19 protein-coding genes are annotated in these 18,237 nt (G+C 45.8%); 7 read left to right on the top strand and 12 right to left on the bottom strand.

All coding sequences use genetic code 11. The features are described 5' to 3' along the window. Positions 1-89 precede the first annotated feature (89 nt). A complete protein-coding gene (locus tag DET59_RS20010; protein WP_113971365.1) occupies positions 90-923 on the top strand; it encodes a YitT family protein in 834 nt (277 codons plus the stop codon). Positions 924-1,093: 170 nt separating this feature from the next. On the opposite strand, the gene DET59_RS20005 is transcribed toward DET59_RS20010, so the two are convergent. Beyond that, positions 1,094-2,275: a permease gene (locus tag DET59_RS20005; protein ID WP_113971364.1), complete on the bottom strand. Its 1,182-nt coding sequence runs from the start codon at positions 2,273-2,275 to the stop codon at positions 1,094-1,096. 244 nt (positions 2,276-2,519) lie between these two features. Next, on the bottom strand, positions 2,520-4,055 hold the full coding sequence (locus tag DET59_RS19995; protein ID WP_113971362.1) for a CPBP family intramembrane glutamic endopeptidase: 1,536 nt from the start codon (positions 4,053-4,055) through the stop codon (positions 2,520-2,522). Between the two features lie 457 nt (positions 4,056-4,512). On the opposite strand from DET59_RS19995, the gene DET59_RS21795 reads away from it, so the two are divergent. Further along, positions 4,513-4,656, top strand: a complete 144-nt coding sequence (locus DET59_RS21795) for a hypothetical protein (protein ID WP_181778254.1) — start codon at positions 4,513-4,515, stop codon at positions 4,654-4,656. Between the two features lie 87 nt (positions 4,657-4,743). Here the strand turns inward: DET59_RS21795 and DET59_RS19990 are convergent, their stop codons facing one another. Both DET59_RS19990 and DET59_RS19985 read right to left on the bottom strand, forming a co-directional pair. Further along, positions 4,744-5,451 carry a DNA alkylation repair protein gene (locus DET59_RS19990; protein ID WP_113971361.1) on the bottom strand — a complete coding sequence of 236 codons (708 nt, stop codon included), beginning with the start codon at positions 5,449-5,451 and terminating at the stop codon, positions 4,744-4,746. A 64-nt stretch (positions 5,452-5,515) separates the two neighbouring features. Beyond that, on the bottom strand, positions 5,516-5,728 hold the full coding sequence (locus DET59_RS19985; protein ID WP_113971360.1) for a helix-hairpin-helix domain-containing protein: 213 nt from the start codon (positions 5,726-5,728) through the stop codon (positions 5,516-5,518). A gap of 361 nt (positions 5,729-6,089) precedes the next feature. Here DET59_RS19985 and katG point away from each other — a divergent pair, with 361 nt between their 5' ends. Then, positions 6,090-8,306, top strand: coding sequence for a catalase/peroxidase HPI (gene katG / locus DET59_RS19980; protein WP_113971359.1), 2,217 nt, complete (start codon positions 6,090-6,092; stop codon positions 8,304-8,306). Between the two features lie 451 nt (positions 8,307-8,757). On the opposite strand, the gene DET59_RS19975 is transcribed toward katG, so the two are convergent. The 3 genes from DET59_RS19975 to DET59_RS19965 are packed head-to-tail and all read right to left on the bottom strand — an operon-like array spanning position 8,758 to position 10,390. Further along, positions 8,758-9,240, bottom strand: a complete 483-nt coding sequence (locus DET59_RS19975) for a DMT family transporter (protein ID WP_113971358.1) — start codon at positions 9,238-9,240, stop codon at positions 8,758-8,760. A 12-nt stretch (positions 9,241-9,252) separates the two neighbouring features. Further along, complete coding sequence (locus DET59_RS19970; RefSeq protein ID WP_181778253.1) at positions 9,253-9,948, bottom strand: Crp/Fnr family transcriptional regulator; 696 nt, start codon at positions 9,946-9,948, stop codon at positions 9,253-9,255. Between the two features lie 16 nt (positions 9,949-9,964). Further along, positions 9,965-10,390, bottom strand: a complete 426-nt coding sequence (locus tag DET59_RS19965; RefSeq protein ID WP_113971356.1) for a DMT family transporter — start codon at positions 10,388-10,390, stop codon at positions 9,965-9,967. 200 nt (positions 10,391-10,590) lie between these two features. Between DET59_RS19965 and DET59_RS19960 the strand changes: the two genes are divergently transcribed. Further along, on the top strand, positions 10,591-11,055 hold the full coding sequence (locus DET59_RS19960; protein WP_113971355.1) for a UPF0158 family protein: 465 nt from the start codon (positions 10,591-10,593) through the stop codon (positions 11,053-11,055). Between the two features lie 243 nt (positions 11,056-11,298). Here the strand turns inward: DET59_RS19960 and DET59_RS19955 are convergent, their stop codons facing one another. Continuing rightward, positions 11,299-12,189, bottom strand: coding sequence for a DUF3800 domain-containing protein (locus DET59_RS19955; protein ID WP_181778252.1), 891 nt, complete (start codon positions 12,187-12,189; stop codon positions 11,299-11,301). A gap of 398 nt (positions 12,190-12,587) precedes the next feature. On the opposite strand from DET59_RS19955, the gene DET59_RS19950 reads away from it, so the two are divergent. Further along, positions 12,588-13,139: a DUF3231 family protein gene (locus DET59_RS19950; protein WP_113971353.1), complete on the top strand. Its 552-nt coding sequence runs from the start codon at positions 12,588-12,590 to the stop codon at positions 13,137-13,139. 129 nt (positions 13,140-13,268) lie between these two features. Here DET59_RS19950 and DET59_RS19945 read toward each other — a convergent pair whose 3' ends face one another. After that, positions 13,269-13,730, bottom strand: a complete 462-nt coding sequence (locus DET59_RS19945) for a geobacillin-26 family protein (protein ID WP_113971352.1) — start codon at positions 13,728-13,730, stop codon at positions 13,269-13,271. A 143-nt stretch (positions 13,731-13,873) separates the two neighbouring features. Between DET59_RS19945 and ahpC the strand changes: the two genes are divergently transcribed. Both ahpC and ahpF read left to right on the top strand, forming a co-directional pair. Continuing rightward, a complete protein-coding gene (gene ahpC, locus DET59_RS19940; protein WP_113971351.1) occupies positions 13,874-14,437 on the top strand; it encodes an alkyl hydroperoxide reductase subunit C in 564 nt (187 codons plus the stop codon). Positions 14,438-14,449: 12 nt separating this feature from the next. Beyond that, entirely contained in the window at positions 14,450-15,976 is a 1,527-nt protein-coding gene (ahpF, locus tag DET59_RS19935; RefSeq protein ID WP_113971350.1) for an alkyl hydroperoxide reductase subunit F, read from the top strand. A gap of 265 nt (positions 15,977-16,241) precedes the next feature. On the opposite strand, the gene DET59_RS19930 is transcribed toward ahpF, so the two are convergent. From DET59_RS19930 to DET59_RS21895, 3 genes are all read right to left on the bottom strand, one after another. Further along, positions 16,242-16,982 carry an exosporium glycoprotein BclB-related protein gene (locus DET59_RS19930; RefSeq protein WP_113971349.1) on the bottom strand — a complete coding sequence of 247 codons (741 nt, stop codon included), beginning with the start codon at positions 16,980-16,982 and terminating at the stop codon, positions 16,242-16,244. Positions 16,983-17,338: 356 nt separating this feature from the next. Further along, positions 17,339-18,022 carry a Dph6-related ATP pyrophosphatase gene (locus tag DET59_RS19925; RefSeq protein WP_113971348.1) on the bottom strand — a complete coding sequence of 228 codons (684 nt, stop codon included), beginning with the start codon at positions 18,020-18,022 and terminating at the stop codon, positions 17,339-17,341. Next, the coding region (locus tag DET59_RS21895; protein ID WP_220154075.1) for a hypothetical protein at positions 18,019-18,237 on the bottom strand (219 nt) is incomplete at its 5' end. The genes DET59_RS19925 and DET59_RS21895, both read right to left, overlap by 4 nt.

Here is an 18,237-nt window from a genome sequence, read left to right as displayed (position 1 = left end):
TGCATTAAAAAAATAATCTAAACATTGCTTCCTCCTCCCGTTCCCCTATGCTATAGTATGCTAGTATTCAACTGGAACGGAGTGATGATATGAATTCTACAGCGAAAGAAATCACACTGATCGTTATTGGCTCCTTGTTTTTTGCCCTCGGGGTGAACTGGTTCGCCATCCCGAATGAACTTGGGGAAGGCGGCGTGACCGGTATATCCATGACCCTCTATTATGTATTGGGCTGGTCACCGGGTATCACCAACTTCGTCATGAACGGAGTCCTCTTAGCGATCGGTTATAAAGTATTAAATAAACGCGTGACCTGGTACACCATGCTAGCGATCTTCTTTACCTCCCTCTTCATTCACTTGACAGAAGGGATGGGCAATTCCGTCGACATCATGCTCGGAACGGTCTTCGCCGGAGTGTTCATCGGTCTCGGACTCGGGCTTGTGCTGCGGTCAGGCGGGACGACGGGAGGATCCACCATCATTGCCCGCATGCTGAATCAGCATTTCGGCTGGGGTGTCAGTACCACGATGTTCGTGTTCGATATCCTCGTCGTTCTTGGTTCATCGTTTGTCATCGGGCTTGAGAATACGATGTACACAGGAATATCCATCTACATCAGTACGAAGATCCTGGACTACCTGATCGATGGTTTCGATACACGAAAGGCCGTCACGATCATTTCCGGGCATACAGTAGCCATCGCTGAGAAAGTCAGCCGGGAAATGGATCGCGGCGTTACCATCATTAACGCAAGAGGCCATTATTCGAATGAATCGAAAGATATATTGTATGTGGTCATTAATAAACAGGAGTTATTCCTCTTAAAGAAGGCCATCCAACAAATTGATGAGAAAGCGTTTGTGGTGGTCCATGATGTGAGGGATGTGTTTGGGGAAGGATTTACGTTTCCGAAGACTTGATGATGGATCTAGCCAACGTGACATCCACATGAAAAACGGTGCCAGACTCCCGCTGTATCGGGGGTAGGCACCGTTTTTTTCTTTATTAACTAACCAATCGCTATCAAACTTCTTGAGCTTTATTCTTCAAACAGAGATGGCTGCAATTCACGGCAACCCAACTGAACCGATCACACAAACTGTACAACCATCCCAACCACTAAATATCCAATACAAATATACGTGACCATCGTTTTCACTTTCGAATCGCCTTCCATGTTCATCATGCCATGGTGATGACCGGATTTCATGAACAGTCGATTCAAATAGATGGAGATCATCGCGACGATGGCAAATACGATGTTTAACCAGAAGGTATAATCGATTTGAAAGGGTGATTCATTCATCACTTGTTTGGCGCTTTCCGGGATCAATCCTATAGCCGTAAACGCATAGTGCATCCCCATCGCTGTCAGGATGATGGATAGGTAGAAGATACCTGCAATGTATAAGGCCGTTTTTAACCCATAATACTTTTTGTGAACCGCCACAATAGGGGGTACGACTAAATCAGAATAGATGAATGCCATTATTCCTGCAAAAGCCACTCCACTGGATGCGAGTATGGTGGCAATGGGAATGTTCCCCATGGACCCGATGAATGTGAGCATGGCAACGATCGGACCGATCAGTGCATTTTCCAGCACCTTTAAAAATGAGTCCGGTTGATCGGCGAGGAAGAACATTTTCCACGTATCCTCCGAAATGAATGTGGCCATGATCCCCGCAATGGTAAATCCGATCGTAATCTCTTTCCACACCATTTGCCAATTCATCACAAACTCATGACCGACCTGATACCAGCCCTCTTTGGACTTGATTTTCTCTTTCCAGTTGAATCCTTCTTCGTCTCCCTCTTCGTCCTCTACGTGATCCTTTGCTTCCTCCACCAGCTTCTTAGGATAGGTGGCTTTCACAAGAATCCAGGTAATCAAGATCAGAACGATGCCCCCGATCATCTCCGCAACTACAAACTGCCAGCCTAGAAAGATATAAATAAGGATGCCTAATTCAATCACCAGATTGGTAGAAGCAAATAAAAAGGCCAGGGTAGGAATAAAATGAGCCCCTTTTTTGAAAAGGTTCCGTCCCGCTGCCAGGGCCGCAAAGGAACAGGAGGAACTGATCGCCCCGAATAGTGTGGATAACCCAACAGACTTCAAGCTGGGATTCCCCATATACTTCACCATTTTATCCTTCTGCACAAAGGCCTGAATCATGGAACTGATTAAGTATCCAAGTACGAATGCCCAACCGGATTTCCAGAAATACCCCAGTGAGGTCTTCGCAGATTCTCCAATTAACTCTAACAAATGACCATCTCCTTTTCTGTAATCGATATCTGCTATAGGTTATTGTTACCCACTAATTTTGCAGAAACATTGCATCTTGCATAAAAAAGGGGAACTGATTCCCATCACGGTTGTTGTACTATTACCACTAACTGTTTTATGTAACACTTCAAATTCATAAAAAAATGCCTGCCCGTTGCGTTCATACACTAACGCAACGGGGCAGGCATCAAATGAGGCCATGGGACCTGCCGCCATGGCTCCCTCACTCCACCACCCGCGGCCCAACCACATGCAGCACAATATCGGCAGTGAAATGAGCAATCATGGCGAATTCAAGTCCCACAAAGACGAAGAGTGCCCCGAACACAAGCCCTCCTATCCCATTGATGACGAGCATGCTTATGAATAGCCCTAGAGTCATATCGAAATTGGACGCCGCCACACCATAATGCATGATGCCGAAGACCAGGGAAGTAACGACAATGGCCGTCCATTTCTTAGCTTTTGTCGCCGTTCCTCTGAACCATTTCATCTGCAGCCAAATCAGCATGGTGACAAGGAAGAGACGGAAGATCGATTCTTCATTCACGGCCGCGCCGAATGACCCCAATGTCCCGAGCCACCATGCTGGTTCATTGAGTGAAGAATTGTCCACTCCGAGTGGCTTCGATACAATCAGGCTGAAGATGCTGATGGCCACACCTGCGAGTACCCCATAGAGGGCGGATTGCAGGACTGGTTTTCTAAAAGAATGAAGCGATTGGTTTTTGTTGAAAAAGGCTTCGATGATTGGTGTCTTGAGCTTCACCTTCTTTGCGAGCCATAAGGCGATAAATAGCAGAATCCCCGCTTCCAACAGAACCTGGATGACGTAAAACAGGGTGAAGGACAGCTCGCTCATCCCTATGACTTCATGTAGATTCTCCCGTGCCATGGCATAGGGGGAAATCGCTAAAGCTCCCAGTATGTTCAGGACAAGTAGGGTGAAATAGACCTTCCAGTTGATGATATTCGGTCTTTTCCCCTCATAAGCGGCAGCGACCAATCGATGATCTTCTGTATCCTCATAGCACTCCACTTTTTCCTGAAGATCCATGATGAACGGTTCCGGGTTGTCCATCGATAGCAATGCTTTCGTTACTATCTTTTTTTGGCCGAAATAGCCTCTGGCATAAATCGGCTCCTTGAAGATGATTTCATACTTCAGTTCATCCATCATGCCGAATACACGAGTGAACACTCTTGGAAGCATGCTGACATGGTAGGCATTTTTCTCGTGGATGATGGCACCGCTCTTGTTATACTGCGTCCTTGCCGGCTGGATTGCTGCCACATCCCTGATATGGAAGGTCAATGATCTTCTCGCCCCGACGTTCATGACGACATTGTTCCCTTTTATCCGGATCGGCGAGTTCCTGACTAAGTTATAGTCCCCCAGCATGTAGAGGATACTGTAGACATGCAGCACAACCAGGATATTTGCCCTGAGGGGATCGATTTCCTTTAAGTAGATATGAAAGACAATCCCTTCAATTACCTGCTCATGAAGGAGCGCAATGAACAGCCAGAAGTAATTCGATCCTTTGTGGTAATAATAGCTCTGGACTCCTTTATCATTGCCTTTCTTCCTCTTCCATTTGAATAAAGCATAGAAAAGGATGATCCACTCTTTTTTGAGGATGGTCATGAACGGGTTGCTGTCCATGTCCCCCCGTCTGTATTTCACAAACAGGATGACGGCACCGACCTCCGCCAGAGTGATGAGTATGATGATGGAGATGATCAACTGAGTATCCATGTGTATCCCCCTTTAGCTGAATCGTTTCATCTGGAACCAATAAATGAGGAATTCCGATTAATAAAATGATAGGGAAGTAGGGAATGTGGTGTAAATACCTGTAAGTTCAACTCATATTGTAATCGCGAAGAACCATTCAATTCATTCCATATTTATCCTATAATAGAGTTATTATTTTAAATGTAAGGTATCCATGGTATGAGGTGTAGAATGATTTACTTTATTTTCTAAATGGTCATTTGATTGTGTCTAAATTGTTAATAATTGTATTTTAAGTTGACAGGGGATTTTTTTGAATGAGAGGAAATGAATCTGGAGGGTTGGAAGGAAATCGTAAGAGGAGATATGTAGGATAATCTTTTTATAAAATTGTAATTTACTCAAAATATCTCTTGGGTGATTTTGGGCAATCCTATTCTAGGGGATTGTAACGATAAAGAAGGAGGTTGATTAAACAATGGCAAAGCAAACTCCAAAGCTTGATAAGGAAAAGGATCTTTCCTTCGAGGAGCAACTTAAACTGTTATCAAAATCCATTGGGATCACTGATTTTGGCGGAAATTCCGATCAAATCTGCCGGGAAGTCAGAGGAAAAGAATGATGACTGTGTACTTCCTTGAAAACAATAGCCTCCCCGGAAACGGTGATCCGGGGAGGCTATTGTTACATTCTATATCAAGGATACGTCCTAACACCTCACATACTTCCGCTTAAATCCAATCTTCCCTCTCTCCACTTGCTTCTGGATATCATCGGCAGCCTTTAGGATACTGTTCTTTTTATTCTCCCGTACCATTTCCACCGGTCCGATTTCTTTTGCCGTCTGAAGAGCCCGTTCATGAAGAGGTACATAAGAAACCCCGACTGTCGTGACGAAATTACTCATTGCGGATTTCGTTCGTTCAGGTGCATCGTGGATGGTTTCCTTCACTTGATCCAACATACTCGCAAGCTTCGTTTCCGAAAACTCTTCGTCCTTACGATTCCCGAGCAGCCAGCAGTAGCAGCTCCATCCCGCTGACATTTTCAGCTCTTCACCGCTTGCGATCCATTTATCGGCAACGTCTTGTGCGATGTCTGCTTCAGCCAATGTGACCGCCACCACGTAATCGGACAGCATATAAAAATACGCCCCATCGATCCAACGGTCAAAGTCTGCCTCCGTCATGGCTTTCGGATCGGCAATGACACCGGCAAAATACATGGCGTCGTAATTCCCCGTTGCATATAACTCCTCAGCCAACGCCTGATCCTTCTTGATTTTCCTGGCAATCGGCTTCATCGCACCTGTCGCGACGCCAAATACCGGCTCGTGGGCACCATTGGATAGGTACATTTTCTTCGATCGTTCCTTGCCCAGTGCTTCCAGCTCTTGCATGACCGTTTGTAAATCCATTCTATCCACTTCCTTCATATAATAAGTTGTCATCTTACCATAACCACACTTGAATCAAACCCGTTTATGATTTTTTTGCTAAAGACAGCCCTTTTTCTTTCAGAGCCTCATTCAGTATTCGCACCGCTTTCGGTCCTACCCCATGAATCTTCAGAATATCGGATTCCGACACATCGGTAAACTGCTCAAGGCGATATAAGCCGGCCTGATGAAGTCCACGAATTGCAGGCTTACCGATCTTAGGCAATTCGCTGTCTGGTGTTGGGTTATTGGTCATGTCCCTGTCCTCCCCATAATTTTATTCGTACAATATTGCTTGTCAGATTCAGAAGCTAGCCACTTTATTTTTTTCGAACCTAAAAGTTTCTTGTCACCTCGAAAGGGATACTCAAATGGAACGCCCTCCTAAAATATCGTGCTTTTGAATAGATTAGACAACTTTGTCTGATTTCCTTCTTTTATTGGTTATCAGAGCGTCGGGACAGTCCTATGTTAAAATTCACCATAATTAGAAGCTTCAAGCTTTCAATAAAAATTCTAATCTATTATAATGATAGTTAAGAATTATTATAATTATCACACTATTCATCGTGGTAGTTTCTTCACTCTAATCTTTGAAAACAGGAAGGTGAATCGTAATGGAAAATAACAATCGCCCAGACCAAAAGGATCACTCAGCAGCATCGGGCCAGTGCCCTGTCACTCATCATAAGGATAGTGCCATCACGACGACGACAGCTCCTGGGGGTACGACGAATAAACACTGGTGGCCGAACATGTTGAACTTGAACATCCTTCGCCAGCATGACACAAAGTCGAATCCAATGGGGGAAGACTTCAATTATAAGGAAGAATTCTCGAAGCTGGATTACGATGCCTTGAAGCAGGATCTTCACAATTTGATGACAGACAGCCAGGATTGGTGGCCGGCTGACTACGGTCACTACGGTCCATTCTTCATCCGGATGTCTTGGCACGCAGCAGGTACATACCGGGAGACGGACGGACGCGGAGGCGGTTCGTCAGGTTCACAGCGCTTTGCCCCGCTCAACAGCTGGCCGGATAACGTCAATCTGGATAAAGCCCGCCGTCTGTTATGGCCGATCAAACAAAAGTATGGGAACAAAATTTCCTGGGCTGACCTGCTTGTGTTGACCGGTAACGTCGCCCTTGAATCCATGGGCTTGAAGACGTTCGGATTCGGTGCAGGACGCGAAGATATCTGGCATCCTGAGGAAGATGTGTATTGGGGAAATGAGAAGGAATGGCTTGCAGATAACCGCTATTCCGGCGACCGTGAGCTTGAGAATCCACTCGCTGCCGTCCAGATGGGTCTGATCTACGTCAATCCGGAAGGCCCGAATGGGGAACCGGATCCACTGGGAAGTGCCCGTGATATCCGCGATACGTTCGGACGCATGGGGATGAACGACTATGAAACAGTAGCCCTTGTCGCCGGCGGTCACACGTTCGGTAAGGCCCACGGAGCCGGTGACGCTGATCTTGTCGGCGACGATCCGGAAGCTGCGGAAATTGAAAATCAAGGATTCGGCTGGCTCAGCTCACACGGAAGCGGAAAAGGCCGCGACACGATTTCAAGCGGTGTCGATGGTGCCTGGACGACGAATCCGACGAAGTGGGATAACGGCTACTTTGATCTTTTATTCGGCTATGAGTGGGAGAAAACGAAGAGTGCGGCAGGCGCATCCCAATGGGCACCGGTCGGCATGACGGAAGAACATATGGCACCTGATGCGGAAGATCCGTCCATCAAAGTGAAAACGATGATGACGACTGCCGATATGGCCCTGCGCATGGATCCGGACTATGAGAAGATTTCCCGTCGTTTCCATGAGAATCCGGAAGAGTTCGCCGATGCCTTCTCCCGTGCCTGGTTCAAGCTCCTTCACCGTGACATGGGTCCGAAAGCAAGATACTGGGGTCCAGAGGTTCCACAAGAAGAGCTGATCTGGCAGGATCCGGTTCCGGCGGTGGATTATGATCTATCGGATAGCGAAGTGGCGTCGTTGAAGGAAAAGATCCTGGAAACAGGCTTGACGGTCAGCGAGCTCGTGAAAACCGCATGGGCATCCGCAAGCACATACCGAGGTTCCGATATGCGCGGAGGCGCGAACGGTGCACGCATCCGTCTTGCCCCGCAGAAAGACTGGGAAGTGAACGAACCACAAGAGCTTGAGAAAGTCCTTGGCGTCTACGAAGACCTTCAAAGCAAGCTTGATAAGAAAGTCAGCCTGGCTGATCTGATTGTACTCGGCGGAAACGCAGCCATCGAAAAAGCCGCTCGTGACGCTGGCTTCGAGGTAACGGTTCCATTTTCACCTGGCCGCGGGGATGCAACAGCCGAGCAGACCGACGCTGAGAACTTCGGTGTATTGGAGCCGGTTTCAGACGGATTCCGCAACTACCAGAAGCAGGAATACGCTGTCAGCCCGGAAGAAATGCTGGTCGATAAATCACAATTGTTAGGACTGACTGCACCGGAAATGACCGTTCTTCTTGGCGGCATGCGTGCCCTCGGCGCCAACCACGGTGATTCGAAACACGGCGTATTCACAAATCGCGTCGGTACGCTGAACAACGACTTCTTCGTGAACCTGTTGGATATGGGCATCGAGTGGAAACCGGCAGGCTTCAATCAGTATGAGGGCCGCGATCGCAAGACGGGTGAAGTGGTGCGCACAGCTTCACGCTTTGACCTGGTGTTCGGATCCAACTCTGTCCTTCGTGCACTTGCAGAAGTATATGCCCAGGATGACAATCAAGAGAAATTTGTCCGTGACTTTGTTGCCGCTTGGGTGAAAGTGATGGATGCGGATCGGTTTGATTTGAGATAATGGAAGATAGACGAAACGCGCCTGCTCCCTGTTGGGATGAGGCGTGTTTTTTTTACATTGTGGTCTTACCTATGAAAACAGTTAAGCCACTCTGGATGGGGAGAGATTTTTCGACAAAGGGATCATAAAATGAAATTCCGGTTCATAAATCAAATTTTCGGATCATAAGTCTCCGAAAGCGGATCATATATTTTTATTGCGGGTCATAAGTAGCGAAAACCGGGTCATAAATCTGATAAAGGCTCCTATTTGAAATAGATTCAGCCTTAAAATGACTTGTAACCCTCCTCAACAGGGCACTTTTCAACCCTATTTGGTCAAAACCATTATGATTTCAACCCAAAGGGCAGTATTTTCTTCCCCCAAAAACCTTCCTCATGCAACCGCCCTATATCCAATAAAAAAGATCCCTCCCGGCTGGGGAGAGACCTATTTTTCAAGTGGAAATCCTTCAAGCCCCCACTCTCTCACGTTCACGAACAACATCCTGTTTCTTATCCGACCGCTTCTCCAATTTATAAACCAACACCCCGCCAATCAACAAGCCGATCCCAAGCAGCTTCTCCCAGGACAATGCAGACGGTTCAAAGCCGAACCAGCCTCCTGTATTGACGATAAACGCGATGGTAATTTGAGAAATGAGCGCGATCGAGATCGCATACGCAGGGCCGATCAACGTGACTCCCCTCATCAGGAAGAACACGATGCCGACTCCGAATACTCCGCTGAACAGAAAGACGGGATTGACCCCGCTGAAGTCCAGCAGGCTCTTATCTTCCAATGTATAAAACACCGGTAGTGAACAGACAAGACCGAGGCCGAGGACCAGGCTCGTCGTTGCCCATGGGCCAGTTTTTTCACTGACCCGTGCGTTGAATACGTTTTGCAAACTGATTAAGATTCCGGCCATGATGGCGAGTCCGATTCCGATCATTTGAGTTCCTCCTTATTCATAGATGTTTCCTTTCGCAAGGATGCTGAGTTTTTCCAGATCTTTGATGGTGATGGACCCGTTGACCCGTTCGATGAGGTCGTCGGTGGCCATCTTCTTCAGTACCCGGTTCAGGTGACGGTAGCTGGTTCCGATCCATTCGGCGAGCTCCATGAGATTGGACGTATGCATTTCCTGATGGAACATGGTCCCTTCGCCCGCTTCTGAGATGGACAGTAGATAGCTCGCCAGGCGTACTTCGACGGGATACAGCATGTGCATGCTCGTGATATGGGATTCCGTGTAGAACTTGTGGGCCACTGTATCAAACAGAAAGCGCATGATCGCTGTACTCTCCTTCTCAAGCCTTTTCAGATCCGTGAAAGGAACCGATAAGAACACCCCATCCGTGACGGCTTCCACCGAGTTGAGTACCGCCGTACCCTTCGCATATTCCACATCCCCGATCAGGGCAAGTGGACGTTTGAACCGGTTGATCAACAGTTTTCCCTCTGGTGTATGGGTGAAGATCTTGATTTTCCCTTCTATGAGGAAGTACAATTCGTTGAGCTCTTCCCCCGTCGAAAAAAGATTATCCCCTTTTTCAAAGGAAGACATCTTAATATGCTTTCTGAAATCCGCCGGAAATAAATCGTCCAGTTCGAATTGTTTTATATAATGGTCTGGTTCCGCACTTTGTATTTCTTTCATCATTTGACTCCTTTTTTTACAATTGGAAAAGGACGACCCCTGCAAGCATCATGGAGAGGCCCATTGCCTGCCGCGGCGTAACCGGGATCTTCTTCTCCCCGAACCATCCCCGTGACTCGATAAGGAATGCCGTCCCGATCTGTGCCACGAGAAGGATCGCAATGGCCGATGCCGGTCCGATCATGTGAATCGCCGTCAGTTCCGAGAACACCACGATCACACCGAACGACCCCCCGATCAAATACAGGAAAGGCACCTGTCTGAAGCTCTTTCCTTTTCCATCTCTTACTTTCATATATATCGTCATCGCAATCGTAAAGGCCACGAGATGAACCATCGAAGTCGTATGCCATCCACCGATCGCGTCACTCATCCTTGCATTGAAAATTCCCTGCATCGTGATACAAAGTCCACCAAGCAGCGCAAATAAAGCACCTTTCATCGTTCATCCTCCTATTCTTTGTTCTATTAAATAGGAGGACGGCATTTTGTGAAAGGACATATGTCCTAAGGGTTGCCGATTTTGTGATTTGGCAAACCGTGGGCCAAGGGGACAGGTACCTTGGCTCGATTTGACAGTCTATATTTTACAAGCAGGGATAGACACAATTATAATTATATTAACTTAAAGGAGGTCTTCACATGGCAGCCAAAGTAAATCTTTCATTACTTATCGATGAACTGGAATCAAGGTTTGAGGATTGGCACTCCTACCTCCACCGCGAGACAGGAACCATCACGACAATATCCCATGAGATCCTCACCAAAGCAGAAGATGAAGAACCCATTGAAGAACTTGAAGATTGGGAGCAAACGGAGTACAGCATGGCCGTGGATATCCTGGAAAATCCTACTCATTACCTTACACTCCCCGACAGAGAAGAAATCAATGAATACCGGATGATGGAAAACTTTTGTTACTCCTTGAAGGATGGGCATGCCCAGGATCGATTATTAATGGCCATTCAAGGCCGTGGAGCTTTCAGGAGATTCAAGGATCAAGTCAATACATTAGGAATAGCTGGGGAATGGTATTCATTTAGAATGGAATGCTATATGGAATTTGCGAGAGATTGGTGTAAGTTTCATGAGTTGGAATATGAATAAGAGGATGAATGGACCTTACATCGATGATTTAGGGGCTTTTTAAGGTGAGACCATGATGAAAATTCATTTCGAGGAACAGCTAAATCGGTTACCTACATCCATAGGAACGATAGATATTGACGCAGATTCCGATTAAATCTGCCGGGAAGTCAGAGGGAAATCATCCTGACGATTTTTTTAATACGAAAGATTCCTTGGCTATGATTATTTTGCCAGTTTCTTATCATGGGAAGGAGTTAAGCATTATTGGTTGTCTAAATACTCGTAATTAGAAGCCATAAAAAGGTCCAGGTAGTCTTTAAAAGGAACTTCAGAAAGACTTTTATTACTATCCCATTCATAGTAGCTTATATTACTTAAAAAAGTATAGAACTCTGGAATTTTCATTAATTCTATAGCTAGTTTATGCTTCTTCGATAATGATAGTATCCCCCTGTTTTTATACTCTTCATCAGTAAGACCATGTTGAACGTTTTGATTTGAAAGAATCAAGCGTATGATTCCTAAAAGTAAATCAACCAATTCAATACCTATCATCTTGCCTTTGGTTTCCATTTTGCAATCATCTACCCAATACTGCTCTGCCCGATACAAGGATTGAGTATTAAGGTTTTCTGTGAGACGTCTCTCTAATTCATATTTTTTATACTTACCTTCTTTTTCAATGAATATTTTGGTTTTTATATACAGATCTTTTCCATAATGACGTAGTAAACCATAAAATATTCTCTCGGGTATCTTTGTATACACCATTAATGTTGCGTAATCTAATACATGTTTTTTCTCTTTTTTGGAAAGCTTCCGGGCACCATGGTCATTCGAAAATTTATATCTTTGATCTAAAATGTTTCGGTTATAACTAATAATATTCATACGAGAGTATCGAGCATACTTAGAAAAAGTAAACATTACTTGCCTAATATTTTCACCTAGAAATTTCTGACCCGTATATTTAGTCCAATGTAGGCTGATATCTTTGTTTTGTAGCATTCGGGTTAGTTCTTGAAAAGCAGGTGAAGAATATACCGAATCTGGAACTAACAACCCTCCCATTGTTGCAGGTCTATTGGAATCATCACCACTTTCATCGAAAAAAATATTCATTTCTTCTGTTCTTAAAGGTTTTTGCAACATGATTTTCACCCCTTCCTTTAGGTTGACACGATTATGATCATTTAGTATCATAAAAATACGTTATGCCCCTGTACCTCCTGGTTCAGCTAACATAACGAAGGATTGAGTTAGTACCCGTACCTGCTGGTTCGGAGAAAAACGATCCGTTTTTCTTTTGAAAAAAAAACATTTAAATATAAGTGTTGAGTAGCCTAGTGTAAATTACCTAGGCTACTTTTTATTATATCAAATATTTATTAATTCGCACTTATATATACTGAATTTTCCGTCATTTTAATCAGAGAGCCAGGAGGGAAGGTACTCAGGCTCAATTCCTCACGCTATCCCCCCAAATGAAGACCACCCGATTAAAAGAATAAAAATTGGCAACACTGATAGTAAAAAAAGGTTGACAATAAATGCAGAATCTCTTTGAAACCGCTTTTGATTACTTGCGGACCACCTTTGATACAGAACCAAAGTCACCTCCTCATATCGGTGAAGCGATGGGATGTTGGATTTATTTCACTGCCCTGGCAGAAGAAGTACCTGTCCTTGAAGCTGCCTTGAATACAACGACAGACAACGAATTGATCCAACTCATTAACAAATCGAACGATCTTGGGGAACACCAATTGAAAATACTTCAAAAATTCATGGTAGATGAAGGCATCCCCCTTTCGAAAACCTCAGAACCCAGACCTAAATCCGACCCCAACAGTGTTCCGTTGGGGGCAAAAATGACCGATGATGAAATCGCTAACTTTATCTCCATTAAGATTGCCACAAATATAGTGATGTGTGGCACAAACATGAGTCAAAGCATTCGCAATGATATTGGTCTCATGTGGGCACGATTTCAGGCAGAAAAAATGATATTCGGGATGGAACTGAAAACAGCTATGCGCAAAAGAGGTTGGTTAAAGGTGCCACCGTACTATTATCCTCCTGGGGCACCTAAGAATCAGTGAGCACCGTCATATGAAAAAAGCTGAAGATCTCATTCCTGATCTTCAGCTTTTTTAGCTCTTCATGCTCACATTCGACAGACAGGAATCTACTCCTGCACCACTTCACACATTCCACTCCGCTGATTTTCATCAATCAGTCAAGCTGACGTAATAATATCCCACATCCTCCAAAGCCGCCTGCACTCCTATAAATGACGTAATGGCATAATACAACGCGCCAAGAGCCAAACAAGCTATGATCACTCCACTTACCCGAGGGATATGTTTGGTTTTTTTATAAAAGATCAGTGTGGTGATGCCGACAATGATCAGGTAGGAAATCGATAGAATGAGCCCAAATTGGCGACCGCCGAGATCATTCACAGACGTTCGAAAACGTTCCAGATGATCTCGGTTTTCCCCGTTCTCGTCGATTGTCACCTCTTGATCTTGATAACCGATCTTCCAAGTGAGCGCATTTTCACCTTTTACGATCGTGTACTGATAACCACCCGCTTCTCCTTCCCCGATCACTAATGGCGACGACGCATAGATATGGACGGGAAGCAGGGTGGAAATCATCATAAACAGGACAAGCCATTGTTTCCTCAACTCAAATCTTCCTTTCTATCAGAACCTCAATCTTTTCCCTTGACAAAGAAACGCATTTATATAATAATGAATATCGAATTAGAATTATTATAATCTATTAATGATTCTCAATCACACACATACTACTAGGAGGAATTTACACTATGTCATTAATCGGTTCACAAGTCGTACCATTTAAAGCAGAAGCATTCAAAGATGGTGAGTTCATCACTGTTACAGACGAAAGCCTGAAAGGTCAATGGAGCATTTTCTGCTTCTACCCTGCGGACTTCACATTTGTATGCCCGACAGAGCTTGAAGACCTTCAGAATAACTATGAAACTCTTAAAGAGCTTGGCGTAGAAGTTTACTCAGTTTCTACGGACACTCATTTTACACATAAAGGCTGGCACGACAGCTCTGAAAAAATCGGTAAAATCAAATACGCAATGATCGGTGATCCGTCACAACGCATCACTCGCGGTTTCGATGTATTAAATGAAGAAGATGGTCTTGCTGACCGCGGAACATTCATCATCGATCCGGATGGTATCATCCAGGCAGTTGAAATCAACGCTGGCGGAATCGGCCGCGACGCAGACATTCTAGTAAGCAAAATCAAGGCGGCACAATATGTGCGCAACAACCCAGGCGAAGTGTGCCCGGCGAAATGGCAGGAAGGTTCTGAAACACTTAAGCCAAGCCTTGATCTAGTTGGTAAATTATAAGGAGTGCTGAGCATGCTTGAAGCAGATATTAAAGCACAATTAGAACAATACCTGCAGATGATGGAAGGCGACATCGTCCTGAAAGTCAGTGCAGGTGATGATGACATTTCAAAGGAAATGCTCGCACTTGTTGAAGAGCTCTCTTCCATGTCATCCCGCATCAGTGTTGAAAAAACAGAGTTGACAAGAACACCAAGCTTCAGCGTGAATCGTCCTGGTGAGGAGACCGGTATCATTTTTGCCGGGATTCCTCTTGGACATGAATTCACATCCTTGGTCCTTGCTCTTCTTCAAGTGAGCGGCAGAGTGCCGAAAGTGGATCAGAGCGTCATAGACCAGATCAAGAGCGTCAAAGGCGAACACCACTTCGAGACGTATGTAAGTCTTAGCTGTCACAACTGCCCGGACGTTGTGCAGGCACTGAATATCATGAGTGTCCTGAACCCGAATATCACGCACACGATGATTGACGGAGCTGCCTTCAAGGAAGAAGTGGAACGCAAGAACGTCATGGCTGTTCCTGCGGTATACTTAAATGCTGAATTCTTCAACGGTGGACGCACGACTCTGGAAGAAATTCTTTCTAAAATCGTGGAAGGTCCCGGTGCAGATGAACTATCCGATAAAGATCCGTATGACGTCCTTGTCGTCGGTGGCGGACCTGCGGGAGCAAGTGCGGCGATCTATGCGGCACGTAAAGGAATCCGTACAGGAATCGTCGCGGAACGCTTCGGCGGTCAGGTCCTTGATACGATGAGCATCGAGAACTTCATCAGTGTGAAGCACACGGAAGGACCGAAGCTTGTCGCAAGCCTGGAAGAGCATGTGAAGGACTACGGCATCGATGTGATGAACCTTCAGCGCGCAAGCCGTCTTGAGAAAAAAGACCTTGTTGAGCTTGAGCTTGAAAACGGTGCGATCCTGAAGAGTAAGAGCCTGATCATCTCGACAGGTGCACGCTGGCGTAACATCGGTGTTCCTGGTGAACAGGAGTTCAAGAACAAAGGAGTGGCGTACTGCCCTCACTGTGACGGACCACTGTTCGAAGGCAAAGATGTCGCTGTCATCGGCGGAGGAAACTCCGGAATCGAAGCAGCCATCGACCTTGCAGGAATCGTCAAGCACGTAACGGTCCTTGAGTTCAATCCTGAACTGAAGGCAGACGACGTGTTGCAAAAACGTCTTTACAGCCTGCCGAATGTGACCGTGCTCACGAACGTGCAAACTCAGGAGATCACCGGTACGGATAAGGTGAATGGAATCACCTATACCGATCGTGATACCCATGAAGAAAAACACGTTGAGCTACAGGGAGTATTCGTCCAAATTGGTCTCGTTCCAAACACAGACTGGCTCGGCGACCTTGTAGAACGTACGAAATTCGGTGAAATCATCGTGGACAAACACGGTGCCACCAACGTCCCTGGCGTATTCGCCGCAGGAGACTGTACAGACAGCCCATACAACCAAATCATCATTTCCATGGGATCAGGCGCGAACGCCGCACTAGGCGCATTCGACTACCTCATCCGAAATTGAGATCTTTAGAGGTCCGTCCCTTGTTTTGAGGGACGGACCTCTTATGTATTTCTTGAATGCCTTTCCCGGTCTCTTCACGAATCACTATAAGTAAAGCTACCATGAGCAAAGTAGCATCGATCTCTTCAACCTATTAATCTACTAAATTTTAACATAACTCCTTGATTTTTGCCTCATAACAATGGAGGGACGGACCTCTGTTTCCATGGAAACAGAGGTCCGTCCCTCCAAGGTGTTCTTTTCTTCATCCTATCAGATACTGAAACTAGTTAATGGTAACCCCTGCACTAGCGTATCCTAAAACGGTTCCGACGAGTGTAATTCCTGCTACTGTGGCCGAGAACACCATTAATAGCCTGTCTCCCTGAGTGACCGGAATGGCTAAATTCGAAAGGGCTCCCCTACTGATATCACCTAGCGTAATTGGGGCTGTAATTGTTGGATTTAACGTAACAAGAGTTCCTGGGATCGGGTCGAATGTATTGGTGGAAGGAGCGGCTGAACGATATAATTGGGCTCTGATGGTGGTATCACCCACAAGGGTAACGGAGGCAGTGGCACTAAAGAAGGCAGCGATGGAAGTGATGTTCCCATCCCGTGGTACTGAAAATGCGAAGTTTAGTAGAGTTCCCCCGGCCCCGGTAAGGTCAATCTGTCCACTTCCAAGTAGAGTCACACCGGTAATGCTGTTACCAAAACCTACAAGACTCGTTGTTCCTGCCAATCCGCCTGCAACCGTCGTCAATGCAACGGGAAGTCCGGAAGCGAAGGGAATAATAGAACCCGTACCAGGAAGCCCCGGATCTCCAGTTGCCCCAGTTTCACCTGTAGCTCCTGTTTCTCCTCGTGGTCCTCGAGGTCCTGTTTCCCCCGCTGGCCCAGGAGGACAATTACATTCATATTCATATGGAAAGATATCGCAACTCTCCGGAAAGAAACTTGCACTCGCTTGATAAGTAGTCCCTCTCCTTAACTTTGGTATACCATTTCTAAATTGATCTCTCATTTCCTTCACTCCTATTTGAAAAGATTAAAAAACTCTCAAGTACCGTCCTTGATCCGTATTGAAAGGCAGTCATGGAAAACTTGAATCCAATACTGTTATTTTGTTGAAATAACAGTTTGACTGGTTTCGTAACCTCCTTTCTTTCTTACTCTATTGTATGCAATAGAAATAGGATAAACTGTAATATAGTCTATGAAATGCGCCTAATTTCGTTCTTTTTCAACTAACTTCTATTAAATTACTTCAATAGAATGTATATTCGTTGATGCACCGGGCAAACAACGGGGACAGGTTCCCCAGTCCTAATCGGACCACGGTACCTGCCCCCCCGGCAGCCGCGATTCCCCTTTCCCAAACTACTTCGGCACCAAATCCCTATACAAAAACCGATCCCGTCCGCTCCCCATATCCCGGGTGATTCTCTCTTCCCCCAGCTCGTATCCAATCGCAAACCCGAAATTCGGTCCATCAAACACAAACGAATGAAACTCCCCGTTCTCCCCGCAGATATCATGAGTCTCTTCCGGATAATCCCGTATGAACGCCTCATCATACACTCTCCCTGCAAAAGACCGATCCAATTGATCCATATCCACACAAGTGAGCACGGTTTGAAACCCAAGCTCAATGAATTCACGGCCGAGTTCCCCGACTGGTCGTCCCCAAAGAGGAAAGACCGGAATGATCCCCGTTCCCGAAAGCATCTTCTCCCTATACTCCCGAACATCCTGAAGGTGAATATCCCCGTAGACCATGTGCGTGACCCCGTCCTCCAGCATATCTGACACCGCTCTCTCTATCCGTTCCTGATACACCTCATTCGGACACTCCTGAGGGATCCAAACCTCACGAAGCGGAATCCCGAGCGCCTCCGACTGCCTCTTCAATAGCTCATACCGGACCCCATGAATCGAAACCCGGTCGAATCCTTCCGTCAGGGTCACGAGCAATGAATCAATTTCGCAATCCGGATGTTGTTGAATTTTATATATCGCCAGGGTGGAATCCTTTCCACCGCTGAATGCTATGACTGTTTTCATTTTCGACCTCCATGTTTGCGATTTTGTATATCCGTTTCTATCATTATAAGTGAAATTCCCCTTTGATTTTCTCTGCCACTTCTTCCGCACTCAAGTTTGTATTGTTTATCTTTATATAGTTGAATTAATTTCATAACTCTGAGCCCTTGCGGCTCTAAGGGTAAAATGACAAGAAAATAGAGCACCTCCCCAAATCCTGTATAATGAGAGTTACG

Origin of the sequence: Rossellomorea aquimaris (assembly GCF_003315075.1) — a bacterium.
GTDB lineage: Bacteria > Bacillota > Bacilli > Bacillales > Bacillaceae_B > Rossellomorea > Rossellomorea aquimaris_C.
Note: the sequence above shows the minus strand (reverse complement) of the source record. Positions and strands in the feature narration are given on the sequence as shown.

Bases quoted from the DNA above. Each gene is read 5' to 3' on its own strand.
- DET59_RS19995 (WP_113971362.1), bottom strand. From the start codon at position 4,055: ATGGATACTCAGTTGATCATCTCCATCATCATACTCATCACTCTGGCG.
- DET59_RS19955 (WP_181778252.1), bottom strand. From the start codon at position 12,189: ATGTTGCAAAAACCTTTAAGAACAGAAGAAATGAATATTTTTTTCGAT.
- DET59_RS19985 (WP_113971360.1), bottom strand. From the start codon at position 5,728: ATGACCAATAACCCAACACCAGACAGCGAATTGCCTAAGATCGGTAAG.
- DET59_RS19970 (WP_181778253.1), bottom strand. From the start codon at position 9,948: ATGAAAGAAATACAAAGTGCGGAACCAGACCATTATATAAAACAATTC.
- ahpC (WP_113971351.1), top strand. From the start codon at position 13,874: ATGTCATTAATCGGTTCACAAGTCGTACCATTTAAAGCAGAAGCATTC.
- DET59_RS20010 (WP_113971365.1), top strand. From the start codon at position 90: ATGAATTCTACAGCGAAAGAAATCACACTGATCGTTATTGGCTCCTTG.
- DET59_RS19965 (WP_113971356.1), bottom strand. From the start codon at position 10,390: ATGAAAGGTGCTTTATTTGCGCTGCTTGGTGGACTTTGTATCACGATG.
- DET59_RS21795 (WP_181778254.1), top strand. From the start codon at position 4,513: ATGGCAAAGCAAACTCCAAAGCTTGATAAGGAAAAGGATCTTTCCTTC.
- DET59_RS19975 (WP_113971358.1), bottom strand. From the start codon at position 9,240: ATGATCGGAATCGGACTCGCCATCATGGCCGGAATCTTAATCAGTTTG.
- DET59_RS19930 (WP_113971349.1), bottom strand. From the start codon at position 16,982: ATGAGAGATCAATTTAGAAATGGTATACCAAAGTTAAGGAGAGGGACT.
- DET59_RS19990 (WP_113971361.1), bottom strand. From the start codon at position 5,451: ATGGATTTACAAACGGTCATGCAAGAGCTGGAAGCACTGGGCAAGGAA.
- DET59_RS19960 (WP_113971355.1), top strand. From the start codon at position 10,591: ATGGCAGCCAAAGTAAATCTTTCATTACTTATCGATGAACTGGAATCA.
- DET59_RS19950 (WP_113971353.1), top strand. From the start codon at position 12,588: ATGCAGAATCTCTTTGAAACCGCTTTTGATTACTTGCGGACCACCTTT.
- DET59_RS19925 (WP_113971348.1), bottom strand. From the start codon at position 18,022: ATGAAAACAGTCATAGCATTCAGCGGTGGAAAGGATTCCACCCTGGCG.
- ahpF (WP_113971350.1), top strand. From the start codon at position 14,450: ATGCTTGAAGCAGATATTAAAGCACAATTAGAACAATACCTGCAGATG.
- katG (WP_113971359.1), top strand. From the start codon at position 6,090: ATGGAAAATAACAATCGCCCAGACCAAAAGGATCACTCAGCAGCATCG.